This window comes from Ruegeria sp. AL11 (assembly GCF_056540865.1).
On the sequence record NZ_JBQFXO010000011.1, the window covers coordinates 20,528 to 46,913 of the forward strand.

Here is a 26,386-nt window from a genome sequence, read left to right on the forward strand (position 1 = left end):
GAGTCTTGGTGTAACCCGGTAGAGGTTACAAACTTCTTTAAACCGAACTATTGCGCCGCTTGCCGGTAAGCCAAAGGCAGGCTGACGCGGAACGCCGCACCGCCCTGCCCCGGCAGATATGTGATATCGCCGCCCAAACGGTGCATGATCTCGCGGCAGATCGCCAAACCTAGCCCGGCGCCGCCGGCCTTGTCCCCTCCGACCCGGGCGAATTTCTCAAAGATCATCGACCGCGCCTCAGGCGGCACCCCGCTGCCATTGTCGATGAAGTCCACAACCAGCTGCCCGCCCACATCATGCGCCGAGATCGTCAGAACGGGCTCATCGGCATCACAGTATTTCCGCGCATTGGAGATGAGGTTGATAAACACCTGCCCCAAGCGGTCGAGATCAGTTTGCAAGGGGATACGCTCGGATGCCTTGCTGCGCCGCACAACCAGCCGCTGATCCGTGCCCGCCAACGCGCTGGAGATCGACCGATCCAGAACCGAACGCAACGTATCGTCGCCGAGGTTCAGCCTGACCTGCCCGTTCTCAAGAACGCTGAGGTCGAGCAGATCGTCCAGCAGACGTGTCAGGCGAAGCGCCTCGTCGTGAATGATTGCGGCATAGCGGGTCTGTTCTTCGTCGCTCAGCCCCTGGGTGTCGCGCATGATCTCGGAAAATGCCCGGATCGAGGTCATAGGCGTGCGCAATTCATGACTGACCTGGCTGAGGAAGCTGTCCTTCTGCTCGGATATTTGGGTGAGCTTTGCGTTGGCATCGCGCAACTGGCGTGCCGTGCGGCTAAGTTCGGCAGATTTTTCCTCCAACTGACTGGAGTATTCTAGCAATTGCGCGGATTCGTCGGCAACTGCCAGGAGGTCCTCGACCGATACCGAGGCACCGCCCACGATCTGCCCGATCATCGCATGTGCCGTCGCCGCCCCTACTGAGCCGCTGAGCTCCCTCTCAAGCCGGGCCAGAAACCCGGGTGTCGGCTCGGGCAATGGTGAGCGCCCGCCCTGAAGCTCGGCCTCGCGCTGGAATAGTTCCTGGGCGGGCAATGTGCCCAGAATGCGCTGGGTCATAATCATCAAGTCTTCACTTTGCGCAACCGACCCGGTCCAACCGCGCGGCGCGACCGAGTGGTCAAAGACATTGACGAATTGCGCGCCCTGAAGCCGCTCCAACGGGCTGGGAAAGCTCAGCAGGGATGCGACGCAGAACACCACGGCATTCAGGGAAATCGACCACATCACGGAATGCACCATTGGGTCGATACCTTCGATCCCGAACAAGGCCTGAGGTCGCAACCATGCAATACCAAATGGTCCGTTCAGTAGCACACTCTCGGGCATCCACGCCGCCCCCATTCCGGGAAGAAGCAGCGTGTAGATCCATAGAACAAAACCCACGGTCAAACCTGCCAGGGCACCGGTTCTGGTGGCTCCGCGCCAGAACAATCCGCCGACCATCGCCGGCAGGATTTGCGAAATACCGCTAAAGGCTACCAACCCGATCGAAGCCAGCGCCGCGCCGCCGCCAGACAGGCTGTAGTAGAAATAACCGAGCGCCATGATCGCAGCGATCGAGATACGCCGCGCCATCAGTACGATGTTGCGCACGTCTCCCGGTACAGACCCGACCCGCTCGTGCGTGTTCAGCCAGATCGGCATCACGACGTGGTTCGACACCATCGTCGACAGGGCCATTGCCGTTACGATCACCATCGAGGTCGCTGACGAGAACCCTCCGATAAAGGACAGCATCGCCAGACCGTCCTTGCCCTGAGACAACGGTACGGTAAGAACGAACAGATCCGGGTTGGACCCTTCCGGCAGCATATCAAGCCCGACAACGGCGATGGGGACGACAAACAAGCTCATCAGAAGAAGGTAGAGCGGAAAAGCCCAGGCGGCGGTGCGCAGATGGCCTTCGTCATCATTCTCAACCACCATCACCTGGAACATGCGCGGCAAGCAGACAAAGGCGGCGGCAGACAGGAAAATAAAGGTCGTCCAGCGCCCGGCATCCACTTGCCACGTGCCAATCTCCGAGGCGTCGATCCGCTCCATCATCGGGCCAAAGCCACCCGCAACGCCCCAGACCACGAAGATACCGACCGCGACCAGCGCAAACAGTTTGACCACCGACTCGACCGCAATGGCCGTGACCACGCCGTGGTGGCGTTCATTGGCATCCAGATTGCGGGTGCCGAACAAGATCGCAAACATCGCCAGCCCAGCCGCCACCCAGAACACGCTGGAGCCTTCGCGGTAGAGGCCCGAGGGGTCGGCCTCGGCAAAGATCGAAAAAGACAGGGTAATCGACTGCAATTGCAGCGCGATATAGGGCGTGCCGCCAATCACGGCCAGAATCGTGACGCACACCGCCAGCGTGTTCGACTTGCCATAGCGCGAGGACAAAAGGTCCGCGATCGAGGTCACGCGCTGGCTGCGCCCGACCCGAACCAGTTTGCGTAGCCCCCACCACCAACTGATCATCACAAGCGTCGGCCCGAGGTAGATTGTCACGAACTCCAACCCCGACCGCGCCGCATTGCCGACCGCGCCGTAAAAGGTCCAGGCCGTGCAGTAGATCGAGAGGGACAGCGTGTAGATCAAAGGGGAGCGCAGCCATTTGCCCCGTCCGGCCGCCGCCATCCTGTCTGCGGCAAATGCCACGCCGAACAGCAGAACGACATAGCCCAGACAGACCAGAATCAGGACGTTCAATGTTGCCATCAGCCAGCGTCCGCCTCAGAGCTGTGATCCGCGCCGGTGCGCCGGGCGACGAACCCAAAAATCAGACTGGCCAGAATCAGACCGATCCAGCAGGCGAAAATGTAGAAAATCGCCGACGACAGAGGTACACCGCCAGATTCAGAAGCGGCAGCTGGCCACAGCAGCGGCAGCACCAGCAGCGCTCCGCCCAGAAAGGGCAGCAACCGAGCCGAATCCGCCAACCTGCGCCGGCGATAGCTCTGCCGTTCAAGAAACAACGAGGGCCGCGCACCGCGCGACGTGCGGTCCTGACCCTCGGGCGACGTCATAACTGCGTCGCCTGCGCATGCAGATCGCGCACAGCGGTTAGTACCTCGGCGTTGGAAAACGGTTTGGTCATGAAGCGGCTAACACCCGCATTCTCGGCCATCTCACGATCTCTGGACTGCCCGCGCGCGGTCAGCATCAGAACCGGCAGGTCCTGCATGTCGTCCAAGGCGCGCAGATCGCGCAGAATATCCATCCCGCTCTTGCCAGGTAGCATCACGTCCAGAATCACCAGATCGGGCTGTGCGCCCTGAATCACCTGAAGCGCATCCGCACCATCGCCATGTGTCTCGACCTGCCACCCCTCACGAGTCAGCAAGAATCGGATGGCCTCGGCGATGTTGGGCTCATCCTCAATCAACAGAACCTTACGGCTCATTTGTGTATATCCTCCCGATGACTGGCCTCCACCCCGGAACCAGTCATTGCCAGATTAAGCGGTTGTTCGGGAACCTGTCAAAAGCCTTCGCTCAGAATTGACGGCTCGCGACGAGAACCGCAATCACCGCTTGGGCAAATCCGGCAGCTTGGCCCGACCCGTGTCGCCTTTGAGTTCGGTTCGGCCTCGACCAACGGCCGTATCAGCATGGCCGCGCGATATGAGGGTTCCTGATCGTATCCGGACACGCCATGCGGCCAGGCGTAGGCGTGACATTCGAACATCGCGGCGGCCCGCCCTTGTTGCGCGACCTGCCGTCTGATCGGAACCAGCGGCCGGTTCAACGCGGAAAACAGCGGCCAGTGCGGGCAGGCCTCGCCGTGGCGCGGCAGTGACAGGCCGGGGACAGGCTTCACAAACAGGATACTGCCTGAGCCGTCGCAAATCACCAGCCCCACTGGGCGGCTCAACACCCCTTCGGGCAGACTGGCGAGGCGTCGGAACACTGTCGGCAGATCGACCGAGAATCGCTGCGCGAGTTCCAGAGGGTTCGGATCACCATCTGCCAGCGTGGTTTTGAGGGCATCCAGCGGCATGGCCTTGGCGTCAGCCTCACTCTGCTTAAGCCATTCCCCTGCAAGGTTACGTGCAGCCGAGGTATTTAGACCCTCTAGATCAATGACCTCTGCCCCTTGCCCGGCGTCGAGTTCGGGAAAACTGTAGCCGCGCGCCTCAAGAAACACCTCGACCTCTTCCAGCGGTGCGCCACGCGGGTCTTTCGACGTATCGCTTTCGTCCAGATAGGTCACCAGCGCCTTGGAACTGTCGGCCAGTCGTTCGGCATCCTGATGAAGGTTCTGGTGAAACCGATCCTGCCACTCGGCGTCGATATCCTGCGGGTCGGCCAGAATCGCTGCGGTGGACCGAATCGCCGCTGCCGTGGACAGCACTTCGTGCATTGAGGCCGCCAGATGCGGGTCATGGGTGAACCGATCCGAAAGCTTTGCAACCGTCCGTTCCAGCGACACGACACGACGATGCATTTGCGCCAATACTCCCGACCAACCAGGAAAGCGGCCTGCAAATTCCTCAAGCGTTTCAATCTCGGCCTGCTGGCCCACCGCATCGGCCGCCGCTTCGCGTAATGCCGATATCAAGGTCGCTTCGATCCCTTGCGTCAACACGGACGGCTCAACCGCCAGTGCCCCGGCAATATCGACCAGCAATTTGCCCCCGATCCGGCGGCGGTTGTGTTCGATCAGGTTCAAATAAGAGGCCGATATCCCCACCTGTCGCGCAAGCTCTGCCTGCCTCAGACCCGCGATCTGCCGTCTTTCGCGGATCCGGCTACCGGTCAGCAAGTCCCGCATGGTCAAGGTCCTCAGTCACGTTTAGCTATCTTTGGTTGGCCGTGTTTTCAGTTTATCTTATCATTTTCTTAAGGTTACGCACCAGTTTTCAGACCGGATTGACAAAATTAACAACTTACGGCCCTCGGCGCCGCCGCCAGAGGCGCTTCGCCCCTTCTCATTTCCTGCATTTACCGCCACCATATGGGTATGAGCGATCCAGCTTTTGAATATGCACCCATCGGCCTTGTCGAATTGGAAAACCGCATCATCCGACGGTGCAACTTGCAATTTGCGCGCACCTTTGGCGGGGATGAAGCCGAATACAACAACATGCCCTTGCTGCATCTCTACCCTTCGGTCGCGGATTGGGAGAGAATCGGACAACGCAGCCTGCAGGTGATGCGCGACACCGGCTACTACACCGATGAACGGGTGATGCGCCGCCGGAACGGAGACCTGTTCTGGTGCCGCGCACGTGGGCGATCGCTGACCCCTGACGACCCATTTCGCCATGGAATCTGGAGCTTTTCCGACATCTCGGAGGAGCGCCCGCTGGTAGAACTGACCGTGCGCGAGCGCGAAGTGGCGATCCTGTCCTGCCGCGGCCTGTCTGCCAAGGAAATCGGGATGGAGCTGGGCTTGAGCTACCGCACGATCGAGGCCTACCGCGCCCGGCTGCTGGAAAAATTCGGTGCTCGGAAACTGCCAGAACTGGTCGCAAAGCTCTCTGGTATGCCCCTGTAGGTACAACCACTCACGACAAACCATCCAAACCCCCTGTTTTCAGGCTTAAACGGCGCTTTTCATGGCTGCTTGCTTAGCTTATAACCCTGCGTAATCAGATCGAAGCCCGCGTAGATACAGACGGGCCAAAGGGGAACCTTCGAGGATACTCATGACAGATACCAAACACGAAGCGGATGTGGCGTTCATCAAAGCCTTGGCCGAATTGCTGCGCGAAAATGACCTGACCGAGTTGCAGGTCAAACGCGAATATGGCGAGGAAGACAGCCTGAACGTGCGCGTCAGCCGCGCAACGCAGGCGGTTGCCGCTCCGGTTCAGGTCGCCGTTCCGGCCGCAGCTGCAGCTCCTGTCGCTGCCGCGCCGGCCCCTGCAGCAGCCCCCGCAGCCCCCGCCGCGGATGTGGAAGACCCGGCCAGCCATCCCGGCGCTGTGACCTCACCCATGGTCGGCACGGTTTACATGCAGCCCGAGCCCGGCGCGCCCTCTTTCGTTTCGGTCGGAGCGTCCGTTTCCGAAGGAGACACGCTGCTGATCGTCGAAGCGATGAAGACGATGAACCACATCCACGCGCCCAAGTCGGGCACCGTGAAACGCATTCTGGTCGGCGATGGCGACGCTGTGGAATTCGGCACCCCTCTGGTCATCATCGAGTAAGGCGGGCCCATGTTCGACAAGATCCTGATTGCCAACCGAGGCGAGATCGCCCTGCGCGTCATCCGCGCCGCGCGCGAGATGGGGATTAAGACGGTCGCCGTCCACTCCACCGCCGACAGCGACGCGATGCATGTGCGCATGGCGGACGAATCGGTCTGCATCGGCCCCCCGCCCAGCCCGCAAAGCTATCTGTCCGTCCCCGCCATCATCTCGGCCTGTGAGATCACCGGCGCGCAGGCGATCCATCCCGGCTATGGCTTCCTATCCGAGAATGCCGAGTTTGTGCAAATCGTCGAAGACCACGACATCACCTTCATCGGCCCCACCGCCGAACATATCCGTGTCATGGGGGACAAGATCACCGCCAAGGACACGATGAAAGCGCTGGGTGTGCCCTGCGTTCCCGGCTCCGACGGTGGCGTTCCAACGTTGGAAGACGCCAAGCGTATCGGTGAGGAATTCGGCTATCCTGTCATCATCAAAGCCACTGCGGGTGGCGGCGGTCGCGGCATGAAAGTCGCGCAGACGGCGGATGAGATGGAAAGCGCCTTCATGACCGCACGTGCCGAAGGCAAAGCCGCCTTTGGCAATGATGAGGTTTATATCGAAAAGTACCTCACCACGCCGCGCCATATCGAGATTCAGGTCTTCGGTGACGGCAAAGGCAATGCCGTCCATCTGGGGGAGCGCGACTGTTCGCTTCAGCGTCGTCACCAGAAGGTGTTCGAAGAGGCCCCCGGTCCCTGCATCACCCCCGAAGAACGCGCCAAGATCGGCAAGATCTGCGCCGACGCGGTGGCCAAGATCAACTATATCGGCGCGGGCACCATCGAGTTCCTGTACGAAAAAGGCGAGTTCTACTTCATCGAGATGAACACCCGCCTACAGGTGGAACACCCGGTGACCGAGGGCATCTTCGGCGTCGATCTGGTGCGCGAACAAATCCGCGTGGCCTCGGGCCTGCCGATGTCGTTCGGGCAGGATGACCTTGAGATCAATGGTCACGCCATCGAGGTTCGGATCAACGCGGAAAAGCTGCCCAACTTCTCGCCCTGCCCAGGCAAGATCAGCGCGTATCACGCACCGGGTGGCCTAGGCGTGCGGATGGATTCGGCGCTCTATGATGGCTACTCGATCCCGCCCTACTACGACTCGCTGATTGCCAAGCTGATCGTTCAGGGCCGCGACCGCGCCGAAGCGCTGGCCCGTCTGGAACGCGCTTTGGGAGAGCTGATCGTAGACGGCATCGACACCACAGTGCCTCTGTTCCACGCACTCTTGCAGGAGCCGGACATCCATAGCGGCGACTACAATATCCACTGGCTGGAGCATTGGCTTGCGGAGAATATGGCCGACTAACCCCACAGGGCCGGTAGGCATGCGCCGCCCGGCCCTTGGATGCTTCCCATGAGCCTGTCACCAGAACTTTTGCTGCATGGCTATTCGATCGGCATTTTCCCGATGGCCGAGCATCGCGATGACCCGGACCTGTTCTGGGTCGACCCCAAATTCCGCGGGGTTTTCCCACTGGACGGTTTCCACATCTCGCGCAGCCTTGCACGGCGGATACGGAGATGCGGCTTTACCATCTCGATCAATCAGGATTTCGAAGGCGTCGTCGATGGGTGTGCCGATCGTGCGGACACATGGATTAACGCCGAGCTGCGCGACCTGTATCGACAGGTGTACAACGCAGGCCAAGCGCATTCTCTGGAAGTATGGGAAGACGACCAGCTTGTCGGAGGCGTTTTCGGAGTGGCTCTGGGCGCTGCGTTCTTTGGCGAGAGCATGTTCTCACGTCGCACCGACGCCTCGAAAATTGCGCTGGCTTATCTGGTGGACCGCCTGCGACAGACCGGTTTTCAGCTATTCGATACACAGTTTCTGACCGCCCATCTAGCCTCACTCGGCGCGATCGAAATCCCCCGGAGTGACTATAGAAAAGCGCTGGAAGAAGCGATTGGTGATAGCGCCGACTTTGCCGCCGAGGTGCCTCAGTCCGCCGATGGGGTGATACAGCGGATCACCCAAACGTCGTAGCGCGAATGGTCCAAAGCGTTCAGCGCCGGAGAGGTCGCGATCATCCAACCGTCGAACAACTGCTCCGCCTTGCCCTGTTCCCATATGGTCAGGAAGGCAAACGCATCCCCGGTCGGGTTATCGACGGGAAAGCGGCAATCCCCCAAGGCGACATCCAGACCAAAGACGGCCTGTGTCTGACCGGTCTGTAGCTCAACATCCACGGTCTGACCGTTGACCTTATCCAGGCCGCGCAACATCGCGCCGGGTCCGGACTGAACCGTTTGCTGTGCCGTCGCGGATGTCGCGGCCAGCGCCAACGCAAATGCCAGAGCGCGCATCATTCGCTGCCGTCTCCGGCGACGAACTTCACCAGCAACGAGATCAGGCTGACCGCGCCCTGCGTATCTTCGATCTGATCGCCGGGCTCAAAATAGAACGGAGACCCGCCGGGCATCACCTCAACAAAATTGCCCCCCAACAGCCCCTCGGACGAAATCACGATGGCACTGTCATCTGGCACGAGGACACCATCCGCGACCGAAAAGGTCGTATCAGCGCGGTAGGTCTCAGGGTTCAGGGTCACGTCGGTAACGGTCCCGATTTTGACACCCGCAAGGCGCACATCGGTGCCGACATTGACACCTTCCAGCGACCGGAAGGACGCGCCCAGCTCATATCCGGCACTGCCTTGCGACAGGCCGGTGGATTGGCTGGCATAAACACCAAACGCGACGGCGCAGGCCAAGACGGCACCGCCGACGAATACTTCGGTCCAGTTGTGGGTCGACATTGCTCGCCTCGTCTTATTCCGGGCTCCAGGCCTCGTAGTCCTTACGCTCAACAGGCTCTGTCCGGCGCAAGGACCCCGCAGGGGTGTAAGCAAGCGCGGTGCCTGTCAGGTTCTCCTGATGCGGTTTTTCCCAGGCCTTGTGCGCCAGCGGTTTGTCTGTCGGCGGCTCGTCCCAGGTGCGGTGAAGCCATCCATGCCAATCTGGATCAACCCTACTGGCTTCAGCCTCACCATTGAAAATCACCCAGCGTTTGCTGTCATCGGCGGTTTTATAAAAGACGTTGCCTTCATTGTCCTCGCCAACTTTAACACCTTTACGCGCAGTGAAAATCTGTGTGCTAAGGGTTGCCCCGTTCCACCAGGTTACGGCCCGTAAAAGAGTGTTCAGGATGCCCATGATCCGCCTCCGGCAATTCGGTCCCGAGAAGGTATGACCCAAAGGCGCGCCAAGGTCCAGTACCCGCCGCGAAACTGCGTCACTGCGGCAATAAAGCGGTCACTTCGATCTCGATCCGGTATTTTGTGTCGATCAAACCGCATTCAATCATCGTCGCGGCTGGAGGATTGGCTCCAAAAACTTCGGATAAAAGGGGCCAGCAAGGCTCGAACTCGGTCCGGTCGGGCAGCATGTAGGTCACACGAACAACATCGGCGAAACCTGCGCCAGCCTCTACCAATGCTTTGCCAATGACGTCCAAGGCTGATCTGCATTGATCTACAACGCTCTCACCCTGTCCAACAGTGCCGGAAACGTGGACCCAACCTCCGGCCACCACGGCTCGGCAATAGCCGACCTTGCCCTCAAATTCACCACCTGAAGAGATACGCTTGATTGCGGTCACGGCTCATTTCTCCGAGTATTTGAAAGTCATGAGGTTTTGCGAGGCTTTGCCTCGCGCTCCAGGATATTTTTGGCCAGATGAAGTGGAGGATCCCTTGTTCATCTGGCTGGAAATACCTCGGGGGAGGCGCCTGAAGGGCGGCGGGGGCAGCGCCCCTTACCCCTTAACCAGCTGACGCCGACTCCGGCACCGCATCCGCATAGATGATCAGCGGTTGCGAGTCAGAGGTCACGGCCTCTTCGTTTACAACCACTTCGGTCACATTCTTGAGCCCCGGAAGTTCGAACATCGTATCCAGCAGGATATCTTCGAGGATCGAACGCAGCCCCCGAGCGCCGGTTTTTCGCTCGATCGCTTTCTTGGCGATCGATTTCAGCGCCTCATCGGTAAAGGACAGTTCAGCATCTTCCAGCTCGAACAAACGCTGGTATTGTTTGACCAGAGCATTCTTGGGTTTGGTCAGGATGGTGACCAGAGCGTCCTCGTCCAGATCCTCCAACGTCGCCAGAACCGGCAGACGACCGACGAATTCCGGGATCAACCCGAATTTCAGCAGATCTTCCGGCTCGAGGTCCTGGAAGATTTCGCCAACGCCACGCTCGTCATTGTCACGTACGTCAGCGCCAAAGCCCATTGCCGAGCCTTTGCCGCGCTGCGCGATGATCCTATCCAGACCGGCAAACGCGCCGCCACAGATGAACAGGATATTAGTGGTGTCCACCTGCAGGAACTCCTGCTGCGGATGTTTACGTCCACCCTGAGGTGGAACCGAGGCGACGGTGCCTTCCATCAGTTTCAGCAGCGCCTGCTGAACACCCTCACCCGAGACGTCACGCGTGATCGACGGGTTTTCAGACTTGCGCGTAATCTTGTCGACTTCGTCGATGTAAACGATGCCACGCTGCGCGCGTTCGACATTGTATTCGCTGGCCTGAAGCAGCTTCAGGATGATGTTCTCAACATCCTCACCCACATAGCCAGCTTCGGTCAGCGTCGTTGCATCGGCCATAGTGAACGGCACATCCAGAATACGCGCCAGCGTCTGGGCCAGCAGCGTCTTGCCGCAACCGGTCGGACCGATCAGCAGGATGTTCGACTTGGCCAATTCAATATCACTACCCGCTTTCTGGGCGTGGTTCAGACGCTTGTAGTGGTTGTGGACCGCAACCGACAGAACCCGCTTGGCAGTTGCCTGACCGATTACGTAGTCGTCCAGAACCTCGCAGATATCCTTGGGTGTCGGTACACCGTCCGAGGATTTCAGACCGCTGGCCTTTGTTTCCTCGCGAATGATGTCCATGCACAGCTCGACGCATTCATCACAGATGAAAACGGTCGGGCCTGCGATCAGCTTGCGCACCTCATGCTGGCTTTTTCCACAAAAGCTGCAGTAGAGCGTGTTTTTGCCGTCACCGCCTGAATTCGTCGCCATGATCTACCTTTCGGGCTTCGTCTCTGCGCCCCTACCTTCGGGGCGCGCTTGCGCATGTTCGTGCAGCTTAGGCCAGCGCTCTGGCGGCTACAATCTCAAAATGGGCCCGCACTTGGCACGCGGGACGCGTTTCTTAGGCCTCTTCCGTATCCATCTTGGCACGGTTTTCGACGATCTCGTCGATGTGGCCCCAATCCTTGGCCTCTTGGGGACTCATGAAATTGTCGCGATCCAGAGCCTTTTCAACGGACTTCTTGGTCTGCCCGGTGTGACGTACGTAGATGTCATACAAGCGATCTTTCAGCTTCTGCGTCTCAGCGGCATGGATCATGATATCGCTGGCCTGACCCTGATATCCGCCGCTGGGCTGGTGAACCATGATACGGCTGTTGGGCAGCGAAAAGCGCATACCTGTCTCACCGCCGGCCAGCAGGACCGAGCCCATTGAGGCCGCCTGACCGATGACCAATGTGGAACATTTAGGCTTGATGTACTGCATTGTGTCGTAAATCGACAAACCGCTGGTCACCACGCCGCCGGGCGAGTTGATGTAGATCGAGATTTCCTTGTTCGGGTTTTCCGCCTCAAGATGCAGTAACTGTGCGACGATCAAATGGCTCATCCCGTCGTGAATCGGACCGTTGATGAAGATGATCCGCTCTTTGAGCAGGCGCGAGAAAATGTCATAGGCGCGCTCCCCCCGGCTGGTCTGCTCAACGACCATGGGCACGAGCGTATTCATATAGGTATCTACTGGATCGAACATTCGGAACCTGCCTGCTTTGCTATGGATCGGGACATTATCCCAACAAGAGTTACCCGAGTCTTAGTGTCGCCATTGGGGGGCTGCAAGGGGGGCCAGCAAGAACGACCTTGCAAACTGTTCGCAAGATACGGCAGAGCTTGTCTTTGGCTCACCTTGCACAGAGGCCGAAAACGGCGCTTTTTTGTTCACCGCTTCTTTGATCACAGTATTTTGATGCATGCATATGGGCGTAAAAGTGCAAAACAAGCAAATTGGATGTACTTATCCGGAAAGAAGTATATCTCTGGCTCCACCCACAGCGGGATAGTAAGGAACGAAGTTTAGATGGCACTCCCCCAAGTAACCCAGGACACCCCTTCGGCAGAGCTTGACCACATGGTCGAAAACGCGTCGCGGGCGGCGAATTTTCTGAAGGCGATTAGCCACGAAGGGCGTCTGATGATCCTGTGCCATCTGGCGTCGGGCGAGAAATCTGTTACCGAGCTTGAGACCCTGTTGTCCGCCCGCCAGGCCGCAGTGTCGCAGCAGTTGTCGCGCTTGCGGTTGGAAGGGCTGGTGACGCCCCGCCGCGACGGAAAAGCGATCTATTACCGACTGGCCGATGACAAGCCCCGTCGGATGCTGGAAACCGTATATGAGCTGTTCTGCAGCGAAAACACAGGGCACTAACAGTTCGCCCGGCAGGCCGCAGGCGTAGACGCAGCGCGACCCTCGGTAAACCGCAAAAGTGCTAGCCTCCTCAGTAAGATACTGCTACCGAAGGCCTGATCGAGCATGAAGGAGAAAAACATGATCCGCGCAATTCTGATTGGCCTGAGCCTGTTTGCACTGACCGCCTGCGAAACCGCCAAAGGTGCAGGTAAAGACATCGAAAAAGCGGGCGATGCGATCCAGAACGCAGCCTCGGACGTGCAGGAAAACCTCTGATCTATGCCTTCATCTTGCGGGTCGCAGGATGACGCACGCAATATATTGTTGATGCGGTGGGCTGAACTGGCTATTATGCAAGCACAGGTGCATAGACGCGGCATTGCATCATCTGACGTTAACACGGGGCTCTTTTGCACATGCGAAAGAGCCCCGTTCCCATTCTGACGAGGGGTGGGTGGTAGCCTGCATGAAGCCAGCAAGGGAAAAGGCGTCAGGTGCGCAGACGCGGTCTTTGCATGCGCCCTTGCGGGCAACCCCTGACGCCTTACCCGGACGAAGTTTGTCCTAAGACCACTTCGAACCAGTTGCCCCGGCCCCCGAAGGAACCGCAGCCGCCGCCACAAACTCGAAAGTCGCTGCGACGCACAAAGCCCATTTGAGTAGATGATCCGTCGACCCAAGGCACGAAGCCCCAACTCGATGCACCCCCCACCGGTAAGCCCTTGCAAAAGAACGTCAATCCTAAGATCAAACTCCCCTGCGCAGACCCCCTTGGCCTTTGCATCCCGCCTTCTGATCCGAGGAACTCCAGCGGTAAAACCAATCTTGCATTGCACCCGCTATCGGGCAAGAAAATAGCACTGCAGCATGGAAATCAGACGGGGATAAGTTGTTGATATCTGCCGGGAGGGTACTGTGGATAACTCCGGATTTCTTGACAACCACCTAGGGTTAGAAATGCAAAACTCTTTTCACCAAATTCTGACCGGAATTTTGCGATTTGCTGCAGACGCAAAAGGGCAACAGACAATAAACTGATCGCAAATTCCAGAAACTGGCAACGCCACAACGTCCGCAAAACCGAATCGTTCGGACTGAAACAGGGCTAAACTCCCTACCTAATCACCTACGCTGTCGAACAAATGAACAAGACGGTTTTCAGAGCGAGGCTTGCGCCCGGTATTGATCCTTAGCCGACGCTATAAAAACACCGACCGTGCTGATGTCGGTCGGGGAGGGAAAGCAGATATCTTCGCAAAAGATCGACTGGGCAAATCCTCCCAGCAGAATCTGCGGCATACTGCGGATAGGATGCCATTATGAAATGGGGCTTGGACCGGACGGCGAATTTTTCACCGCGCGCGACTTCGCGCTGAAGGATCGCGAGATCCGAATACCCCGAGTCGAGGAACACCGCGTGTAAACCCAGCATATACTGGATCCTGTCGCGCTCGGCGAAATCACCGTCCGGTCCGACTCCTCCCTGTGGAGACGAGTTTTCCGATATTGAGAAGCGTTCCGACCCGGACGGTTTACCTACTATTCTGTCGCAGTCACAATCGGGCGACAGTCTGTACCCCCTAAAATCCGGCCGGGCCGGAAACGCTTCAGTTCACCTGACGTTCCAGAACGGTGCTGTAGGTTGTTCCAGTGCGTAGGCTACGGAAATCCGCGTAGATTCGCCCATCCTCGTAGCGCGCGTCGATCAAGGCGTTTACGCCAATCGCCGGCTCGGCCGAGCTTTCGACGATCCCGATCTTTCCCGAGCCATCCTGGCTGATGGAACCGGTGGCCTCGTACATCGTCCAGTCATCCATGGCATTGCGACGCCACATACTCGGTCCCCAGAACACATTGTCGTTCTGAGCCTGAATTTCGAGCACCCATTCCGACTGGTTAAATCGCGGAGCATCGCCGGTAGCCGAATTCGACGGCGAAACTGTAGTCTGACTGGCCGTCCAAACACCGCGCAGATCAGGCGTGGTTTCGGCAGCAGCGGCAGTACCAAGGGCTAGGCTCGTGGCCAGAGCGGCTGCTCCGGCAGTCATAAATCTGGTCATGGTCTCTTTCTCCCTGAAATCGGTGCCATCTCTGGCTGTGTTCAACAGATTGGGAAGAGTGCGGCGGGTTACAACTTTCCTGAAGGAACCTTCATCAAGCGTTCATGCTGTGTTTGATCGTGCAGCCCGCTTTCCGCTCTATACATCCGGCGCCTCACTCGGTAAGGAGAGCCCTTCGACGATCATCCGCGTATTAGACGCTCTGAGGGTGACCGCAGCATCCCAAAGAGCCGAGCCATGAAACAGACACTTCAAGACGCCCTTGATCGCAAAGGGTATGACACGCTGACCCCTGTCCAAACCGCCGTATCCGCGCCCGGCTTGGAAGGCCGAGACATGTTGGTTTCGGCACAGACCGGGTCGGGGAAAACCATTGGCTTCGGCCTCGCCATCGCCCCGACCGTTTTGGGCGACGCGGATGTATTCGATGCGGCGGGCGCGCCTTTGGCGCTGGTCATCGCGCCGACGCGCGAATTGGCGATGCAGGTCAAACGCGAACTGGCGTGGCTCTATGCGGATGCAGACGCGTTAATTGCGTCCTGTGTTGGCGGCATGGATATGCGAGACGAGCGGCGAGCGTTGGCTCGCGGTGCGCATATCGTGGTCGCAACGCCGGGCCGTCTCCGCGACCATATCATGCGCGAGTCGATTGACCTGACCGCTGTCCGCGCAGTGGTTTTGGATGAAGCCGACGAAATGCTCGACCTGGGCTTCCGCGAAGATCTTGAGTTCATTCTGGAACAGACCCCGTCTGAGCGTCAGACACTGCTCTTTTCCGCCACGGTTCCCCGCGCCATCGCCTCCCTCGCCGCCCGCTATCAGCGCGATGCCGAGCGTGTCAGCACCGTCAGCGAGCGCACGCAACATGCCGATATCGAATACCGCGCGATGAATGTGGCCCCGCGCGATTGTGAGAACGCAATCATCAACGTGCTGCGTTTCTATGAGGCCCCCAATGCCATCATCTTCTGCAACACCCGCGCCATGGTCAGCCGCCTGACGGCGCGGCTGTCGAATCGTGGATTCTCGGTCGTGGCCCTGTCCGGAGAGCTGACGCAAAGCGAACGTTCGAACGCGCTACAAGCCATGCGCGACGGACGCGCCCGCGTCTGTGTGGCGACCGATGTGGCCGCACGCGGCATCGACCTGCCGAACCTTGATCTGGTGATCCACGCGGAACTGCCGAACAGCCATGAAACGCTGTTGCACCGCTCGGGCCGAACCGGACGCGCCGGGCGAAAAGGCGTCAGCGCGCTGATCGTGCCGCCCGCATCGTTCAAAAAGGCGCAGCGCCTGCTGAAATTCGCCAAGCTGACCGCCGATTGGGGGTCTGCGCCCTCAGCCGATCAGGTTCAGGCGCAGGACATGCAGCGGATGTTCAACTCGGACGACTGGACCGTAGATGTGACCGAGGGCGAAAGTGCTCTGGTCGATGATCTGGTCTCGCGCTTTTCACCGCAGCAACTGGCGGCGGCCTATCTGCGTCAATACGGGCGCAAGCACTCCGCCCCCGAAGAGCTGAGCGACGCACAAGATACCGCGCCAAAGCCGAACGTTCCCTTCGGCCCAAGCGTGTGGTTTTCGTTGTCGGAGGGACACAACGAAAACGCCTCGCCTCGCTATTTGCTGCCCATGTTGTGCAAGGCGGGCAAGATTACCAAAGACGATATCGGCGCGATCCGCATTGCTGACACCGAAAGCTACATCGAGATTCGCGAAAGCAGCGTTGAAGGCTTCCTGAAAGCCATCGGCCCCGAGATGACGGTCGAAGGCACCAAGACCCTGGTGCAACTGGACGCGCCGCCTGCCCTTGCCGGTGGTGGCCGCAAAGGTCCCAAGCGCGACATCAAAGGCAAGAAGCGCCACGAACGCCCGGCCCGCGTGGCTGAGCCACAGCCCGCAAAACCACGCCGGAAACCGGCCGAGAAACCCAAGGCCGAAACGCGGCCCAAACGGGATGAGGCCCCCTCGGGCGATCAGCACAAGAAACCTGCGCGCCGTCCGAAAGGCCCGCCTCCGCCCAAAGGCAAGCCAAGCAGCAAGAAAAACCGCGCACGTGCGGCTGCGATGAAGGGTGGCAACGCGATGCCCAAGCGGAAAAAGTAGACCGCCTTAGCGCACGTGGCTGGTTGTGCAAGCGAAGAAATTTATTTTCTTCGCCACACCATATATTGACAACACGCCACCACCAACCCCAATATGGTGTTGCTTCGGTTCTTTCGATTCCTGTTGAAAGCTAAGAGGGAAACCGGTGAAAAACCGGCGCTGCCCCCGCAACTGTAAGCGGATAGTTCGGCTGAATACGCCACTGAAAGCGTGCTTTTGGGAAGGCCAGTCAAAACATCAATCCGCGAGCCAGGAGACCTGCCGCAAGCAAAGAAAGAGAACCGCGAACGGAGGGTTCGGGGGCGTGTTCAGGGTTCATTTTGCCCGCAGCGTCCTCGGCATTCATTAAAAGGACAGAGGACGACATGAGCATTACCGTATATTCTAAACCCGCATGCGTACAATGCACCGCCACCACCCGAGCGCTGGATGCAAAAGGCATCACCTATGACGTCATCGACCTGACCCAAGATGACAGCGCCATGACCCATGTGACCGAGCTGGGTTATCGTCAGGCCCCTGTCGTTGTGGCGGGCAGTGATCACTGGTCGGGTTTCCGCCCGGACATGATCGCCCAACTGGCCTGACCCATGGCCGCGCCGATCCCGGCGCTGGTCTATTTCTCATCGAAATCCGGAAACACCCACCGCTTTGTCTCGCGGCTGGGCCTGACCTCTTTCCGCATTCCGAATGGAATGGACCCGCTGCCTGACCCCGGACACCCCTATGTACTGATCAGCCCCACCTATGCCGATGGCGACGGGCGCGGGGCGGTTCCGAAACAGGTGATCCGGTTCCTGAACGACCCGGACAGACGTGCCGGGATCGTTGGGGTGATCGGCACAGGCAACCGCAATTTCGGTGCGACCTACGCTTTGGCCGGTCGCATCATCGCCCAGAAATGCAACGTACCGCTGCTCTACACATTCGAGCTGGCCGGAACAGAGACCGACATCGCCCGCGTCCGCGCCGGGCTGGAAAAACTAGGGAGAAACCTATGCTCGACAGCAGCGTAAACGAGCAGGACTATCACGCGTTGAACGCGATGCTGAACCTCTACGATGGTGAGGGGAAGATCCGGTTCGATGCCGACCGTATGGCCGCGCGGCAGTATTTCCTGCAGCATGTGAATCAGAACACCGTGTTCTTCCACTCGCTGGATGAAAAGCTGGGGTATCTGGTGTACGAGGGCTACTATGAAGAGGCCGTTCTGGACCAGTATTCCAAGAACTTCATGCGCAAAATCTGGGACGCGGCCTATGCCAAGAAGTTCCGGTTCCCGACCTTTCTGGGCGCGTTCAAATATTACACCTCATATACGCTGAAAACCCGTGACGGGCAGCGGTTCCTGGAACGATATGAGGACCGCGTCGTCATGACCGCGCTGGCGCTGGCGCGCGGCGATGAGGCACTGGCCCTGTCCTTCATGGAAGAAATCCTCGACGGCCGCTTCCAGCCCGCCACACCCACCTTCCTGAACGCCGGGAAAGCCTCACGCGGGGAGTTGATCTCGTGCTTCCTGCTTCGGCTTGAGGACAATATGGAGAGCATCGGGCGCGGCATCAACTCGGCCCTGCAACTGTCCAAACGTGGTGGAGGCGTAGCGCTGCTGCTGACCAACATCCGCGAGCATGGCGCGCCGATTAAGGGCATTGAGAACCAATCCTCCGGCGTGATCCCGGTGATGAAACTGCTGGAGGACAGCTTTTCCTACGCCAACCAGCTGGGTGCGCGGCAAGGCGCGGGTGCGGTGTATCTGAACGCGCACCACCCGGACATCATGCGCTTCCTCGACACCAAGCGCGAAAACGCGGATGAGAAGATCCGGATCAAAACGCTGAGCCTCGGTGTGGTGATCCCTGATATCACTTTCGAGTTGGCGAAAAAGAACGCCGATATGTACCTGTTCTCGCCCCATGACGTGGAAAAGGTCTACGGCGTGCCGTTCTCGGAAATCTCGGTGACCGAGAAATATCACGAGATGGTCGATGACAAGCGCATCCGTAAATCCAAAGTCAACGCGCGTGAATTCTTCCAGACCATCGCAGAGATTCAGTTCGAATCCGGCTATCCCTACGTGATGTTCGAAGACACGGTGAACCGGATGAACCCCATTGCGGGCCGGATCAACATGTCGAACCTGTGCTCCGAGATTTTGCAGGTCAATGAAGCTTCCGAGTTCAACGATGACCTCAGCTATTCCCATCTGGGCACGGATATCTCCTGCAACCTCGGCTCGCTGAATATTGCCAAGACGATGGATGGCGGTGATCTGGGCCGCACTGTCGGCGCTGCGATCCGCGCGCTGACAGCGGTGTCCGAGATGTCGGCGATTGACTCGGTGCCGTCGGTACGTCGGGGCAATGATGAAAGCCACGCAATCGGACTGGGACAGATGAACCTGCACGGGTTTCTGGCACGCGAACATATCCACTATGGCTCGCCAGAGGGGGTCGAGTTCACGTCCGTGTATTTCGCGGCCATAGCCTATCACGCGATCCGCACCTCCTGCGAACTGGCGCAGGAACGCAAGGCGTCGTTTAAGGGGTTCGAGACCTCCGACTACGCCTCGGGCACATTCTTCGACAAATACACCACCCGTGACTGGCTTCCCGAAAGCGATCGGGTGAAGGCTCTGTTCGACGGCATGACCCTGCCCACAAGCGACGACTGGGCAGCGTTGAAGGCCGATGTGATGAAACACGGCCTCTATAACCGCAACCTTCAGGCGGTGCCGCCCACCGGGTCGATCAGCTATATCAACAACTCGACCTCTTCGATCCACCCCATCGTCTCGAAGATCGAAATCCGCAAAGAGGGCAAGATCGGCCGCGTCTATTATCCGGCGGCTTTCATGAGCAATGAAAACCTCGAATACTACCGCGACGCCTATGAGATCGGCCCAGAGGCGCTGATCGACACCTACGCAGCGGCCACCGAACATGTGGATCAGGGACTGTCGCTGACCCTGTTCTTCCCTGCCGAGGCCACGACCCGCGATATCAACCGCGCGCAGATCTACGCGTGGAAGAAAGGCATCAAAACTATCTACTACGTGCGTCTGCGCCAGGAGGCCCTTGAAGGGACCGAGGTGCAGGGCTGCGTATCCTGCTCGCTGTAAGGGGAAACGATATGAAAGACATGATCCAAACCAAGATCCCCCGCGCCATCAACTGGAACCGGCTGGAGGATGACAAGGACCTTGAAGTCTGGAACCGACTGACAGTCAATTTCTGGCTGCCAGAGAAGGTGCCGCTGTCCAACGACATCCAAAGCTGGGCGACACTGACGGACCACGAAAAGCAACTGACCATCCGCGTCTTCACTGGCCTGACCCTGCTGGACACGATCCAGAACACGGTTGGTGCCCCTGCTCTTATGCCCGATGCCGTCACTCCGCATGAAGAGGCCGTGTTGACCAACATCGCCTTTATGGAGGCGGTGCATGCGCGCAGCTATTCTTCGATCTTCTCAACGCTCTGTTCGACCAAGGAGATCGATGAGGCGTTCCGCTGGTCCGAAGAGAACCCCCATCTGCAGGCCAAGGCCGAGGCGATCCTGAAAACATACGCTCCCGGCAATGACCCGCTGAAACGCAAGATCGCGTCGGTGTTTCTGGAAAGTTTCCTGTTCTATTCCGGCTTCTACTTGCCGATGTATTGGTCCAGCCGGGCCAAGCTGACCAACACCGCCGACCTGATCCGCCTGATCATCCGAGATGAGGCCGTGCATGGCTATTACATCGGCTACAAATTCCAGCGCGGCTACGAGAAGCTCTCTGAGGCGGAACAGCAGGAGTTGAAGGATTATGCCTTTGGCTTGATGTTCGAGCTTTACGGGATCGAGAACCAATACACCGAGGAACTCTATGACGAACTCGGCCTGACCGAGGATGTGAAGGTCTTCCTCCACTACAACGCCAACAAAGCGTTGCAGAACCTCGGGTTCGAGGCCCTGTTCCCGCCCGAAGTCTCCGAGGTCAACCCGGCGATTCTGGCGGCGCTCAGCCCAGACAGTGAGAACCACGACTTCTTCTCGGGCTCCGGCTCCTCCTATGTCATCGGCAAGGCGGTAGCGACCGAGGACGAAGATTGGGATTTCTGATGGCAAAGGACACTCTGACCATCGTTCGGGACTGGCACGAAGCCTTTGACGTGCCGGTCGTGGACGCACCCGCAATCCCCGAGACGCGCGCACAGATGCGGTTGGCGATCCTAGAAGAGGAAGTTGCGGAGCTGCGCGCAGCGGTGGAGGATGGCAATCTGGTCGAGGTGCTAGATGCCCTGTGTGACATCCAATACGTGCTGGACGGCACCTTTCTGGAATTCGGCCTACTCAGTGTCAAACAAGCTGCGATGGAGGAAGTCCACGCCTCGAACATGTCCAAGCTGGGCGCCGATGGGAAACCGGTTCTTCGCGAAGATGGCAAGGTGCTGAAAGGCCCGACCTTCCGCCGGCCCGACCTCGCCCGTTTCCTTGAGGATGGCTAACTCTGCCTTGGCTTAGAAGAACAGCATCGGCCCAAATTAACAGGGCGAGTAAATCCCCGCCCTTTTTCACGTCAACTGATCTTCGACTGGATCAGCTGCAGTTCAGCGGAACCGCAAAGCCCGAGCTACGATCGGATGAGCCCTTGCTGTAGACATCTCCTGCAGGCAGGCAACCGGTAAAGCGTTCGGTTTCTCTACCAAACGCCGCCCCCACAGAGTTATCGACCCGAGTGCTGTTGGAGCGAGTCCGAACGACACCGAATAGGGTGCCGTTCACATTCACCGTGCTCAGATACAGGTTCTGACTGCTTCCCGATAGTTCCACCGCGTTTGCAGGCGACTGACCGCCGTTTTCGATCGCCACACCGGCAATCTTATCGATCCCGACCTTGTCGGATAGGACTGAGACAGTCGGCAATTCCGCAAGCTCGGCCGGGACATTGGTCGCTGGCGGTAAGAAGGCGACGGCTCCCGGAACATCGGACACCGTGCGCGGTTCACCATCAATCCCGGTGAACCCGACACCTTGGCGATTGAAGGGGTCTTCACAAGCCGCGAGGGTCAAAACGGCGATTGTCGGTAGCAAGATTTTTTTCATGGCGGTCAACATTTTGTGGCGATTTGCTAAACCGTAGCGGTAGCGAGATGTAAAAAGCAAGCCGCGGCAGGTGCGAAGGGGCCTGGCGCTGATGCGTCCCTGCAACGGACCTGTTCCCTTCGCATGGCCGCACCAGCGTACGCGTCCGAAAGAAAAAGGGCTCTGACAACTCAGAGCCCTTTTCAAAATGTCCAATTGGAACGGCAGATTACTTAATCTTGCCTTCCTTGTACTCGACATGTTTCCGAACGACCGGGTCGTATTTACGAATGGTCATTTTCTCGGTCATCGTACGCGCGTTTTTCTTGGTCACGTAGAAGTGGCCCGTGCCCGCGGTCGAGTTCAGGCGGATCTTGATTGTCGTCGGCTTCGCCATGGTTATCTCCTGCGTCCGAAAAGGCAGGGCCTTCCGGTTGAATTCCTATGAGCGTGCGCTTTTACCCCGTCGCGCGCCCGAGTCAACCGGATTCCGCAAGTGAGTTGCACAAAAGCTGAGTTGCACGCTTGCACCGGATTTGGCGCAATCACGCTTTCGTGATATGGTCGCGCAATTCGGAAGACCCAAAAGCCGGCGCCAAGCCCGGCCTTCGAGGCATCCAGATCAGGCTCGACCCTAAAACGGCAGATTACGTTTAAGCGTGTTTGGGGGTTAATCATGACAGAATGGAAACTGCAGGCCGAAGAGCTGGCCAATTGTAACTGCAACTTCGGCTGCCCTTGCCAGTTCAGTGTTCTACCCACCCATGGCAATTGCGAAGCTGTAGTAGTCTTCGATATTGAATCCGGCCACTATGGCGACACGGATCTTACCGGTGTGCGGGCAGCAGGCGTGTATCACTGGCCCGGCCCGATCCATGAGGGCAATGGCCAGATGCAGTTGATCATCGATGAAAGCGCCTCTGCCGATCAGCGCGCTGCGTTGCAGGCGATCATGTCCGGCGAAGACACCGATGAAATGGCGACCATGTGGTACGTCTTCAGCGCGATGGCACCCAAGAAACACGAAACTCTATACGTTCCGATCGAACTGGACTGGAGCCGCGAGGACCGGACCGGCTATGCTAAAGTGACCGGTGTGTTCGACGTGAAAGTCAGCCCGATCCCTAATATCGTGACCGGAGACCCGCATCGTGCGGCGTTCCATCTTCCCAACGGGTTCGAATATCGCACCGCCGAGGCGGCCTCGGGCTCGGCCCAAACCACGGGTGCGGCGATCAGCCTGGCCTTTGATGCGACCCATGCGCATCTGGCGCATCTCAACATCTCAGGACATGGGGTTCTGGGCGCTTAGACCGGGTGTTCAATGACTGAATCCCCACCACCGAGCCATTTGGTCGATCGGGTGCTTCGGCATGACCGTGGAGTTGTTCTCGTCTGTGTCGCGCTGATCGTTCTGGCGGCATCGTGGTATACGATTGCCGGGGCTGGCATGAACATGACCGCCGTGGACATGACCCGGATGGCCCGCCCGATTGGCAATCCCATGCAGATGGCGACCGAGGTGCATTGGACGGCCCCTTATGCTGTGCTGATCTTCCTGATGTGGTGGGTGATGATGATCGCGATGATGACCCCCAGCGCCGCCCCCACTGTTCTGCTGTTCATGGCGTTAAAACGGGTCGGGCCGGACAAGGCCAATACGGCGCGGCTGAGCCTGTTTTTTCTGGCCGGCTATCTGGTGGCCTGGGCCTTGTTCAGTGTGCTCGCGACCGGAGCACAATGGCTGCTGGAAGGTGTTGGGCTGTCCGATGGCCCAATGATGACCATCCGCTCCCGGACGGCGGCCGGGTGCGTGATGATCGCAGCGGGGCTGTACCAACTGTCCAGCCTCAAAACCGCCTGTCTGCGCCATTGCCGTAGCCCGGCGCGTTTTCTGGCCGATCACAACAGACCCTACGCCTATGGCGCAATCCGCACCGGCGCGCTGCACGGAGCCTATTGTCTGGGCTGCTGCTGGGCCTTGATGCTGCTGCTGTTCGTGGGCGGCGTGATGAACCTCTATTGGATCGTCGGCGTCGCCATTTACGTCGCGTTGGAGAAACTGATGCCGCGCGCCATGTGGCTGGTGCCTGCAACCGGTGCGGCGCTGATCATTGTTGGCGTGTGGCTGGTGGCCGTGCCCTAGCCCGCCTTAGATCGGATTTCAGGCCAAAGGACCGGCCCAATCAAAGGTCCCTCAACTTTAGTCAGGAGGCATCCATGCCCATTTTTATCACCTATGCATCATACTCACAAAAAGGCGTTAAGGGGATGGTCGGCAAACCATCCGATCGGACGGACGCCGTAAAAGCGCTGTTGAAGAAGGTCGGCGCCAAGCTTTTGGCCTTTTACATCACGACGGGGGACAACGACGTGGTTGTTATCAGCGAAGCACCCGATGAGACGGACGCAGTTGCAGTAGGCATGGCGGTCGCCGCCTCGGGCGCGGTATCCAACATAGAAACTGTAAGGGCCTGGAAAGCCAAGGACTTTGTGGCGGTTCAGAAGAAGGCTGCAAAACTGGTCGGGGCCTATACGCCCCCCGGCAACTGACAATTGGATACGCGCGGAGGGCCTGTAAGCCGGATCTTGTTCCGGGGTTACCCCCTTCGATGACCATTCCTCTAGGCCGTGCATTGCTGCGCGGCTCAAGCTGCCAACCCGGTCCCTCTCGGCCAAGACGCGCTTAGCGGTGGTATCGGCAGATGCCGACCATCCCGCGCGGGGACCCTATTTGGCATTGCTCCCGGTGGGGCTTGCCGTGCCGCCGCTGTTGCCAGCGGCGCGGTGGGCTCTTACCCCACCGTTTCACCCTTACCTTTGACCGAAGCCGCAGGCGGTCTGATTTCTGTGGCGCTTTCCGTCGGGTTGCCCCGCCCGGGCGTTACCCGGCACCGTTGTCTTGTGGAGTCCGGACTTTCCTCTCGGGTCTTGTGACCCCAGCGGCCATCCGGCCCTCCGCGCAGAGGGGTGGGTATGCTGTGTTCCCGGTCGCGTCAAGGGTGGATAGGACGGAGGAAGGGGCCAGCCCCTTCTTGGCCTTTGGCCAATTCATCCCCGGGATATTTTTGGCCAGATGAAGAGCGGATCAGGTCGCGCGTGGGGCAAGGCTGAGCGCCTTGAGATCGGCAGGTGAGAGCGGACCTTTGCCCCAGGGGCGGTATCGCAGGCGGATGGCGGCCAGAAGTGTCTCGTCCGGGACATCGGCCGTGAAGCCTGCGGCGCGGGCCAGTGTGCGAAAGCTGTCGCACGAGATGTCTGCCGGGGCAGTTTCGGTTCCACGTACCGCTGCCAGCCCCTGTCGCTCGAGCCGCTGCCAGTCGAACTTTGCTCCGGGGTCGCTTTTACGACCGGGGGCCATGTCAGAATGGCCGATCACGCCCTCGGGCGGGATCGCCCAGCGCGACATGATCTGAGGCACGAGGGTTTCCAGCGTTGCCATCTGCAAATCGGAGAAAGGATGCGCGCCGGTATTGTCCAACTCGATCCCTACGGAACGCGAGTTGATGTCGGCCTGACCGTGCCACTCGCCTGCACCGGCGTGCCATGCACGGTCCTCCTCGCGCACCATTTGCCAGAGCGTCCCCGTCCCGCCGATCAGGTAGTGTGCCGAAACCTCGGCTTGTGGGTCGCAGAGACGCTCCAGCGCCGCCTGAGCGCTGTCCATCGCCGTGTAGTGCAGGACAATCAGTGTCGGCGTCAGGTCGTCGCGGCGAGGGCCGAAATTCGGGGATGGATGCCAGATCGGCGTAGGCTTAGTTGTTGATGGCACTGCGGAACGGGCTCGGGTCCCAGCTGCAGGCATAGCCGTCGCCATCCGGGTCCAGTCCTTTGCGGTCGCGCTGTGGCCCTCCGTTCGACAGGAACGCGATCTGGGCCTGATCGGGCGAGGGGAATTGCGCGCAGTTGCGCTGTGCTTTGGCCTGCAGGTTGAACCCCGCGCGGCTGTAAAGCTGGGTGCCCACCGGGTTGGATGTGCTGAGCGCGTATTGCACGATGTTGGGCTGCCCGTCAGTTCCGCGTTCAGGCACGGCCGTGGGGGCAACCACTTCGTAGGTCTGGCTGTTCTGTTCGATACGGGCAGCGTCGGATTCGATGCTGCGACGCTCGGACACCGCTCCGAAATCCTGTTCGTCGGAGATGCCGGTATTGCTAGGCACAGGGGTGACAGTTGGCTGCGCAGATGTGCCGGCCAAAGCCGCCGCCGTCTGATTGGCAATATCAGCATTGGCACCGGTCGCAACGGCTGCGTTCGATGCCGAACCCGGAGCGCCCAGAGCCTGTTCCGAGACATCCACCGGGGCGAGCAGCGGATTCACGACGTTCCCCTGCCCGGATAGTTGAGCCTCACGCTGGGCCTGATACTCGGGCGTGTTGAAATCGGTTCCGCCAATCGGAGTGACCGTATCACAGGCGGCGATAAGCGAGATCGCCGCGATGAGAGGCAAAGAGCGCATGCTGCGCCTCCGTGTCTGATATCTTTCAGGC

The 26,386-nt window shown here is 59.1% G+C and carries 30 protein-coding genes, 1 other RNA gene and 1 riboswitch; of the genes, 15 read left to right on the plus strand and 16 right to left on the minus strand.

All coding sequences use genetic code 11. The annotated features are described in order from the left end of the window. Nucleotides 1-47: 47 nt before the first annotated feature. The 4 genes from ACR0IP_RS17560 to ACR0IP_RS17575 form a co-directional block, all read right to left on the minus strand. Complete coding sequence (locus tag ACR0IP_RS17560; RefSeq protein ID WP_480526962.1) at nucleotides 48-2,726, minus strand: ATP-binding protein; 2,679 nt, start codon at nucleotides 2,724-2,726, stop codon at nucleotides 48-50. Beyond that, nucleotides 2,726-3,034 carry a hypothetical protein gene (locus ACR0IP_RS17565; protein WP_480526964.1) on the minus strand — a complete coding sequence of 103 codons (309 nt, stop codon included), beginning with the start codon at nucleotides 3,032-3,034 and terminating at the stop codon, nucleotides 2,726-2,728. Before ACR0IP_RS17565 ends, ACR0IP_RS17560 begins: the two co-directional genes overlap by 1 nt. Further along, the gene (locus ACR0IP_RS17570) at nucleotides 3,031-3,411 is read right to left on the minus strand and encodes a response regulator (protein ID WP_170468096.1); all 381 of its coding nucleotides are present in this window, start codon (nucleotides 3,409-3,411) and stop codon (nucleotides 3,031-3,033) included. The genes ACR0IP_RS17565 and ACR0IP_RS17570 overlap by 4 nt, the downstream gene beginning before the upstream one ends. A gap of 77 nt (nucleotides 3,412-3,488) precedes the next feature. Then, on the minus strand, nucleotides 3,489-4,781 hold the full coding sequence (locus ACR0IP_RS17575; RefSeq protein WP_480526966.1) for a helix-turn-helix domain-containing protein: 1,293 nt from the start codon (nucleotides 4,779-4,781) through the stop codon (nucleotides 3,489-3,491). Nucleotides 4,782-4,970: 189 nt separating this feature from the next. Here ACR0IP_RS17575 and ACR0IP_RS17580 point away from each other — a divergent pair, with 189 nt between their 5' ends. The 4 genes from ACR0IP_RS17580 to aat all read left to right on the plus strand — a co-directional run bounded on the left by ACR0IP_RS17580 (nucleotide 4,971) and on the right by aat (nucleotide 8,202). Continuing rightward, nucleotides 4,971-5,507, plus strand: coding sequence for a LuxR C-terminal-related transcriptional regulator (locus ACR0IP_RS17580; RefSeq protein ID WP_170460784.1), 537 nt, complete (start codon nucleotides 4,971-4,973; stop codon nucleotides 5,505-5,507). A gap of 151 nt (nucleotides 5,508-5,658) precedes the next feature. After that, nucleotides 5,659-6,162, plus strand: a complete 504-nt coding sequence (accB, locus tag ACR0IP_RS17585; RefSeq protein WP_170468101.1) for an acetyl-CoA carboxylase biotin carboxyl carrier protein — start codon at nucleotides 5,659-5,661, stop codon at nucleotides 6,160-6,162. A 9-nt stretch (nucleotides 6,163-6,171) separates the two neighbouring features. Continuing rightward, nucleotides 6,172-7,521, plus strand: coding sequence for an acetyl-CoA carboxylase biotin carboxylase subunit (gene accC / locus ACR0IP_RS17590; protein ID WP_170691772.1), 1,350 nt, complete (start codon nucleotides 6,172-6,174; stop codon nucleotides 7,519-7,521). A gap of 48 nt (nucleotides 7,522-7,569) precedes the next feature. Continuing rightward, on the plus strand, nucleotides 7,570-8,202 hold the full coding sequence (aat, locus tag ACR0IP_RS17595) for a leucyl/phenylalanyl-tRNA--protein transferase (RefSeq protein ID WP_170480277.1): 633 nt from the start codon (nucleotides 7,570-7,572) through the stop codon (nucleotides 8,200-8,202). Here aat and ACR0IP_RS17600 read toward each other — a convergent pair. The 6 genes from ACR0IP_RS17600 to ACR0IP_RS17625 all read right to left on the minus strand — a co-directional run bounded on the left by ACR0IP_RS17600 (nucleotide 8,157) and on the right by ACR0IP_RS17625 (nucleotide 12,014). Then, nucleotides 8,157-8,525: a DUF2155 domain-containing protein gene (locus ACR0IP_RS17600; RefSeq protein WP_170480279.1), complete on the minus strand. Its 369-nt coding sequence runs from the start codon at nucleotides 8,523-8,525 to the stop codon at nucleotides 8,157-8,159. The two genes, aat and ACR0IP_RS17600, sit on opposite strands and share 46 nt — an antisense overlap. After that, on the minus strand, nucleotides 8,522-8,974 hold the full coding sequence (gene mlaD, locus ACR0IP_RS17605) for an outer membrane lipid asymmetry maintenance protein MlaD (protein WP_170468107.1): 453 nt from the start codon (nucleotides 8,972-8,974) through the stop codon (nucleotides 8,522-8,524). Before mlaD ends, ACR0IP_RS17600 begins: the two co-directional genes overlap by 4 nt. A 13-nt stretch (nucleotides 8,975-8,987) precedes the next feature. Continuing rightward, a complete protein-coding gene (locus tag ACR0IP_RS17610; RefSeq protein ID WP_480526969.1) occupies nucleotides 8,988-9,371 on the minus strand; it encodes an NADH:ubiquinone oxidoreductase subunit NDUFA12 in 384 nt (127 codons plus the stop codon). Nucleotides 9,372-9,450: 79 nt separating this feature from the next. Next, the gene (locus ACR0IP_RS17615) at nucleotides 9,451-9,816 is read right to left on the minus strand and encodes a RidA family protein (RefSeq protein WP_480526971.1); all 366 of its coding nucleotides are present in this window, start codon (nucleotides 9,814-9,816) and stop codon (nucleotides 9,451-9,453) included. A gap of 163 nt (nucleotides 9,817-9,979) precedes the next feature. Next, on the minus strand, nucleotides 9,980-11,248 hold the full coding sequence (gene clpX, locus ACR0IP_RS17620) for an ATP-dependent Clp protease ATP-binding subunit ClpX (RefSeq protein ID WP_170374874.1): 1,269 nt from the start codon (nucleotides 11,246-11,248) through the stop codon (nucleotides 9,980-9,982). A gap of 133 nt (nucleotides 11,249-11,381) precedes the next feature. Then, nucleotides 11,382-12,014, minus strand: a complete 633-nt coding sequence (locus ACR0IP_RS17625; RefSeq protein ID WP_170691768.1) for an ATP-dependent Clp protease proteolytic subunit — start codon at nucleotides 12,012-12,014, stop codon at nucleotides 11,382-11,384. Between the two features lie 324 nt (nucleotides 12,015-12,338). On the opposite strand from ACR0IP_RS17625, the gene ACR0IP_RS17630 reads away from it, so the two are divergent. Further along, the gene (locus ACR0IP_RS17630) at nucleotides 12,339-12,683 is read left to right on the plus strand and encodes a metalloregulator ArsR/SmtB family transcription factor (protein ID WP_170374870.1); all 345 of its coding nucleotides are present in this window, start codon (nucleotides 12,339-12,341) and stop codon (nucleotides 12,681-12,683) included. Nucleotides 12,684-12,803: 120 nt separating this feature from the next. Further along, nucleotides 12,804-12,941 carry an entericidin A/B family lipoprotein gene (locus ACR0IP_RS17635; protein ID WP_170374868.1) on the plus strand — a complete coding sequence of 46 codons (138 nt, stop codon included), beginning with the start codon at nucleotides 12,804-12,806 and terminating at the stop codon, nucleotides 12,939-12,941. 1,331 nt (nucleotides 12,942-14,272) lie between these two features. On the opposite strand, the gene ACR0IP_RS17640 is transcribed toward ACR0IP_RS17635, so the two are convergent. Continuing rightward, entirely contained in the window at nucleotides 14,273-14,725 is a 453-nt protein-coding gene (locus tag ACR0IP_RS17640) for a hypothetical protein (protein WP_170374865.1), read from the minus strand. Between the two features lie 237 nt (nucleotides 14,726-14,962). On the opposite strand from ACR0IP_RS17640, the gene ACR0IP_RS17645 reads away from it, so the two are divergent. The 6 genes from ACR0IP_RS17645 (at nucleotide 14,963) to ACR0IP_RS17670 (ending at nucleotide 21,321) form a co-directional block, all read left to right on the plus strand. After that, on the plus strand, nucleotides 14,963-16,831 hold the full coding sequence (locus ACR0IP_RS17645; RefSeq protein WP_480526975.1) for a DEAD/DEAH box helicase: 1,869 nt from the start codon (nucleotides 14,963-14,965) through the stop codon (nucleotides 16,829-16,831). A gap of 88 nt (nucleotides 16,832-16,919) precedes the next feature. Then, nucleotides 16,920-17,111, plus strand: a riboswitch (cobalamin riboswitch). 85 nt (nucleotides 17,112-17,196) lie between these two features. Beyond that, nucleotides 17,197-17,418: a glutaredoxin-like protein NrdH gene (gene nrdH / locus ACR0IP_RS17650; RefSeq protein WP_170374861.1), complete on the plus strand. Its 222-nt coding sequence runs from the start codon at nucleotides 17,197-17,199 to the stop codon at nucleotides 17,416-17,418. A 15-nt stretch (nucleotides 17,419-17,433) separates the two neighbouring features. After that, nucleotides 17,434-17,847, plus strand: coding sequence for a class Ib ribonucleoside-diphosphate reductase assembly flavoprotein NrdI (gene nrdI / locus ACR0IP_RS17655; protein WP_170375345.1), 414 nt, complete (start codon nucleotides 17,434-17,436; stop codon nucleotides 17,845-17,847). Further along, complete coding sequence (nrdE, locus tag ACR0IP_RS17660; protein ID WP_480526977.1) at nucleotides 17,829-19,952, plus strand: class 1b ribonucleoside-diphosphate reductase subunit alpha; 2,124 nt, start codon at nucleotides 17,829-17,831, stop codon at nucleotides 19,950-19,952. Before nrdI ends, nrdE begins: the two co-directional genes overlap by 19 nt. An 11-nt stretch (nucleotides 19,953-19,963) precedes the next feature. Then, the gene (nrdF, locus tag ACR0IP_RS17665) at nucleotides 19,964-20,935 is read left to right on the plus strand and encodes a class 1b ribonucleoside-diphosphate reductase subunit beta (RefSeq protein ID WP_480526978.1); all 972 of its coding nucleotides are present in this window, start codon (nucleotides 19,964-19,966) and stop codon (nucleotides 20,933-20,935) included. Beyond that, on the plus strand, nucleotides 20,935-21,321 hold the full coding sequence (locus tag ACR0IP_RS17670; protein ID WP_480526980.1) for a pyrophosphohydrolase domain-containing protein: 387 nt from the start codon (nucleotides 20,935-20,937) through the stop codon (nucleotides 21,319-21,321). The genes nrdF and ACR0IP_RS17670 overlap by 1 nt, the downstream gene beginning before the upstream one ends. Before the next feature lie 91 nt (nucleotides 21,322-21,412). Here ACR0IP_RS17670 and ACR0IP_RS17675 read toward each other — a convergent pair whose 3' ends face one another. Together ACR0IP_RS17675 and rpmG are read right to left on the minus strand one after the other, a co-directional pair. Further along, nucleotides 21,413-21,919 (minus strand): hypothetical protein, encoded by a 507-nt coding sequence (locus tag ACR0IP_RS17675; RefSeq protein ID WP_170374852.1) that lies wholly within the window; start codon nucleotides 21,917-21,919, stop codon nucleotides 21,413-21,415. Nucleotides 21,920-22,127: 208 nt separating this feature from the next. After that, the gene (gene rpmG / locus ACR0IP_RS17680; RefSeq protein ID WP_037309480.1) at nucleotides 22,128-22,295 is read right to left on the minus strand and encodes a 50S ribosomal protein L33; all 168 of its coding nucleotides are present in this window, start codon (nucleotides 22,293-22,295) and stop codon (nucleotides 22,128-22,130) included. A 279-nt stretch (nucleotides 22,296-22,574) separates the two neighbouring features. On the opposite strand from rpmG, the gene ACR0IP_RS17685 reads away from it, so the two are divergent. The 3 genes from ACR0IP_RS17685 to ACR0IP_RS17695 all read left to right on the plus strand — a co-directional run bounded on the left by ACR0IP_RS17685 (nucleotide 22,575) and on the right by ACR0IP_RS17695 (nucleotide 24,451). Further along, on the plus strand, nucleotides 22,575-23,210 hold the full coding sequence (locus ACR0IP_RS17685) for a DUF1326 domain-containing protein (RefSeq protein WP_170374851.1): 636 nt from the start codon (nucleotides 22,575-22,577) through the stop codon (nucleotides 23,208-23,210). Between the two features lie 12 nt (nucleotides 23,211-23,222). Then, nucleotides 23,223-24,044 carry a DUF2182 domain-containing protein gene (locus ACR0IP_RS17690; protein WP_480526982.1) on the plus strand — a complete coding sequence of 274 codons (822 nt, stop codon included), beginning with the start codon at nucleotides 23,223-23,225 and terminating at the stop codon, nucleotides 24,042-24,044. A 74-nt stretch (nucleotides 24,045-24,118) separates the two neighbouring features. Then, entirely contained in the window at nucleotides 24,119-24,451 is a 333-nt protein-coding gene (locus ACR0IP_RS17695) for a GYD domain-containing protein (RefSeq protein WP_209255793.1), read from the plus strand. A 9-nt stretch (nucleotides 24,452-24,460) separates the two neighbouring features. On the opposite strand, the gene rnpB is transcribed toward ACR0IP_RS17695, so the two are convergent. The 3 genes from rnpB to ACR0IP_RS17710 form a co-directional block, all read right to left on the minus strand. After that, nucleotides 24,461-24,860, minus strand: an RNA gene (gene rnpB / locus ACR0IP_RS17700) — RNase P RNA component class A. Nucleotides 24,861-24,986: 126 nt separating this feature from the next. Next, a complete protein-coding gene (locus tag ACR0IP_RS17705; RefSeq protein WP_480526985.1) occupies nucleotides 24,987-25,703 on the minus strand; it encodes an N-acetylmuramoyl-L-alanine amidase in 717 nt (238 codons plus the stop codon). Next, entirely contained in the window at nucleotides 25,654-26,355 is a 702-nt protein-coding gene (locus ACR0IP_RS17710) for a hypothetical protein (protein WP_480526987.1), read from the minus strand. Before ACR0IP_RS17710 ends, ACR0IP_RS17705 begins: the two co-directional genes overlap by 50 nt. Between the last annotated feature and the right edge of the window lie 31 nt (nucleotides 26,356-26,386).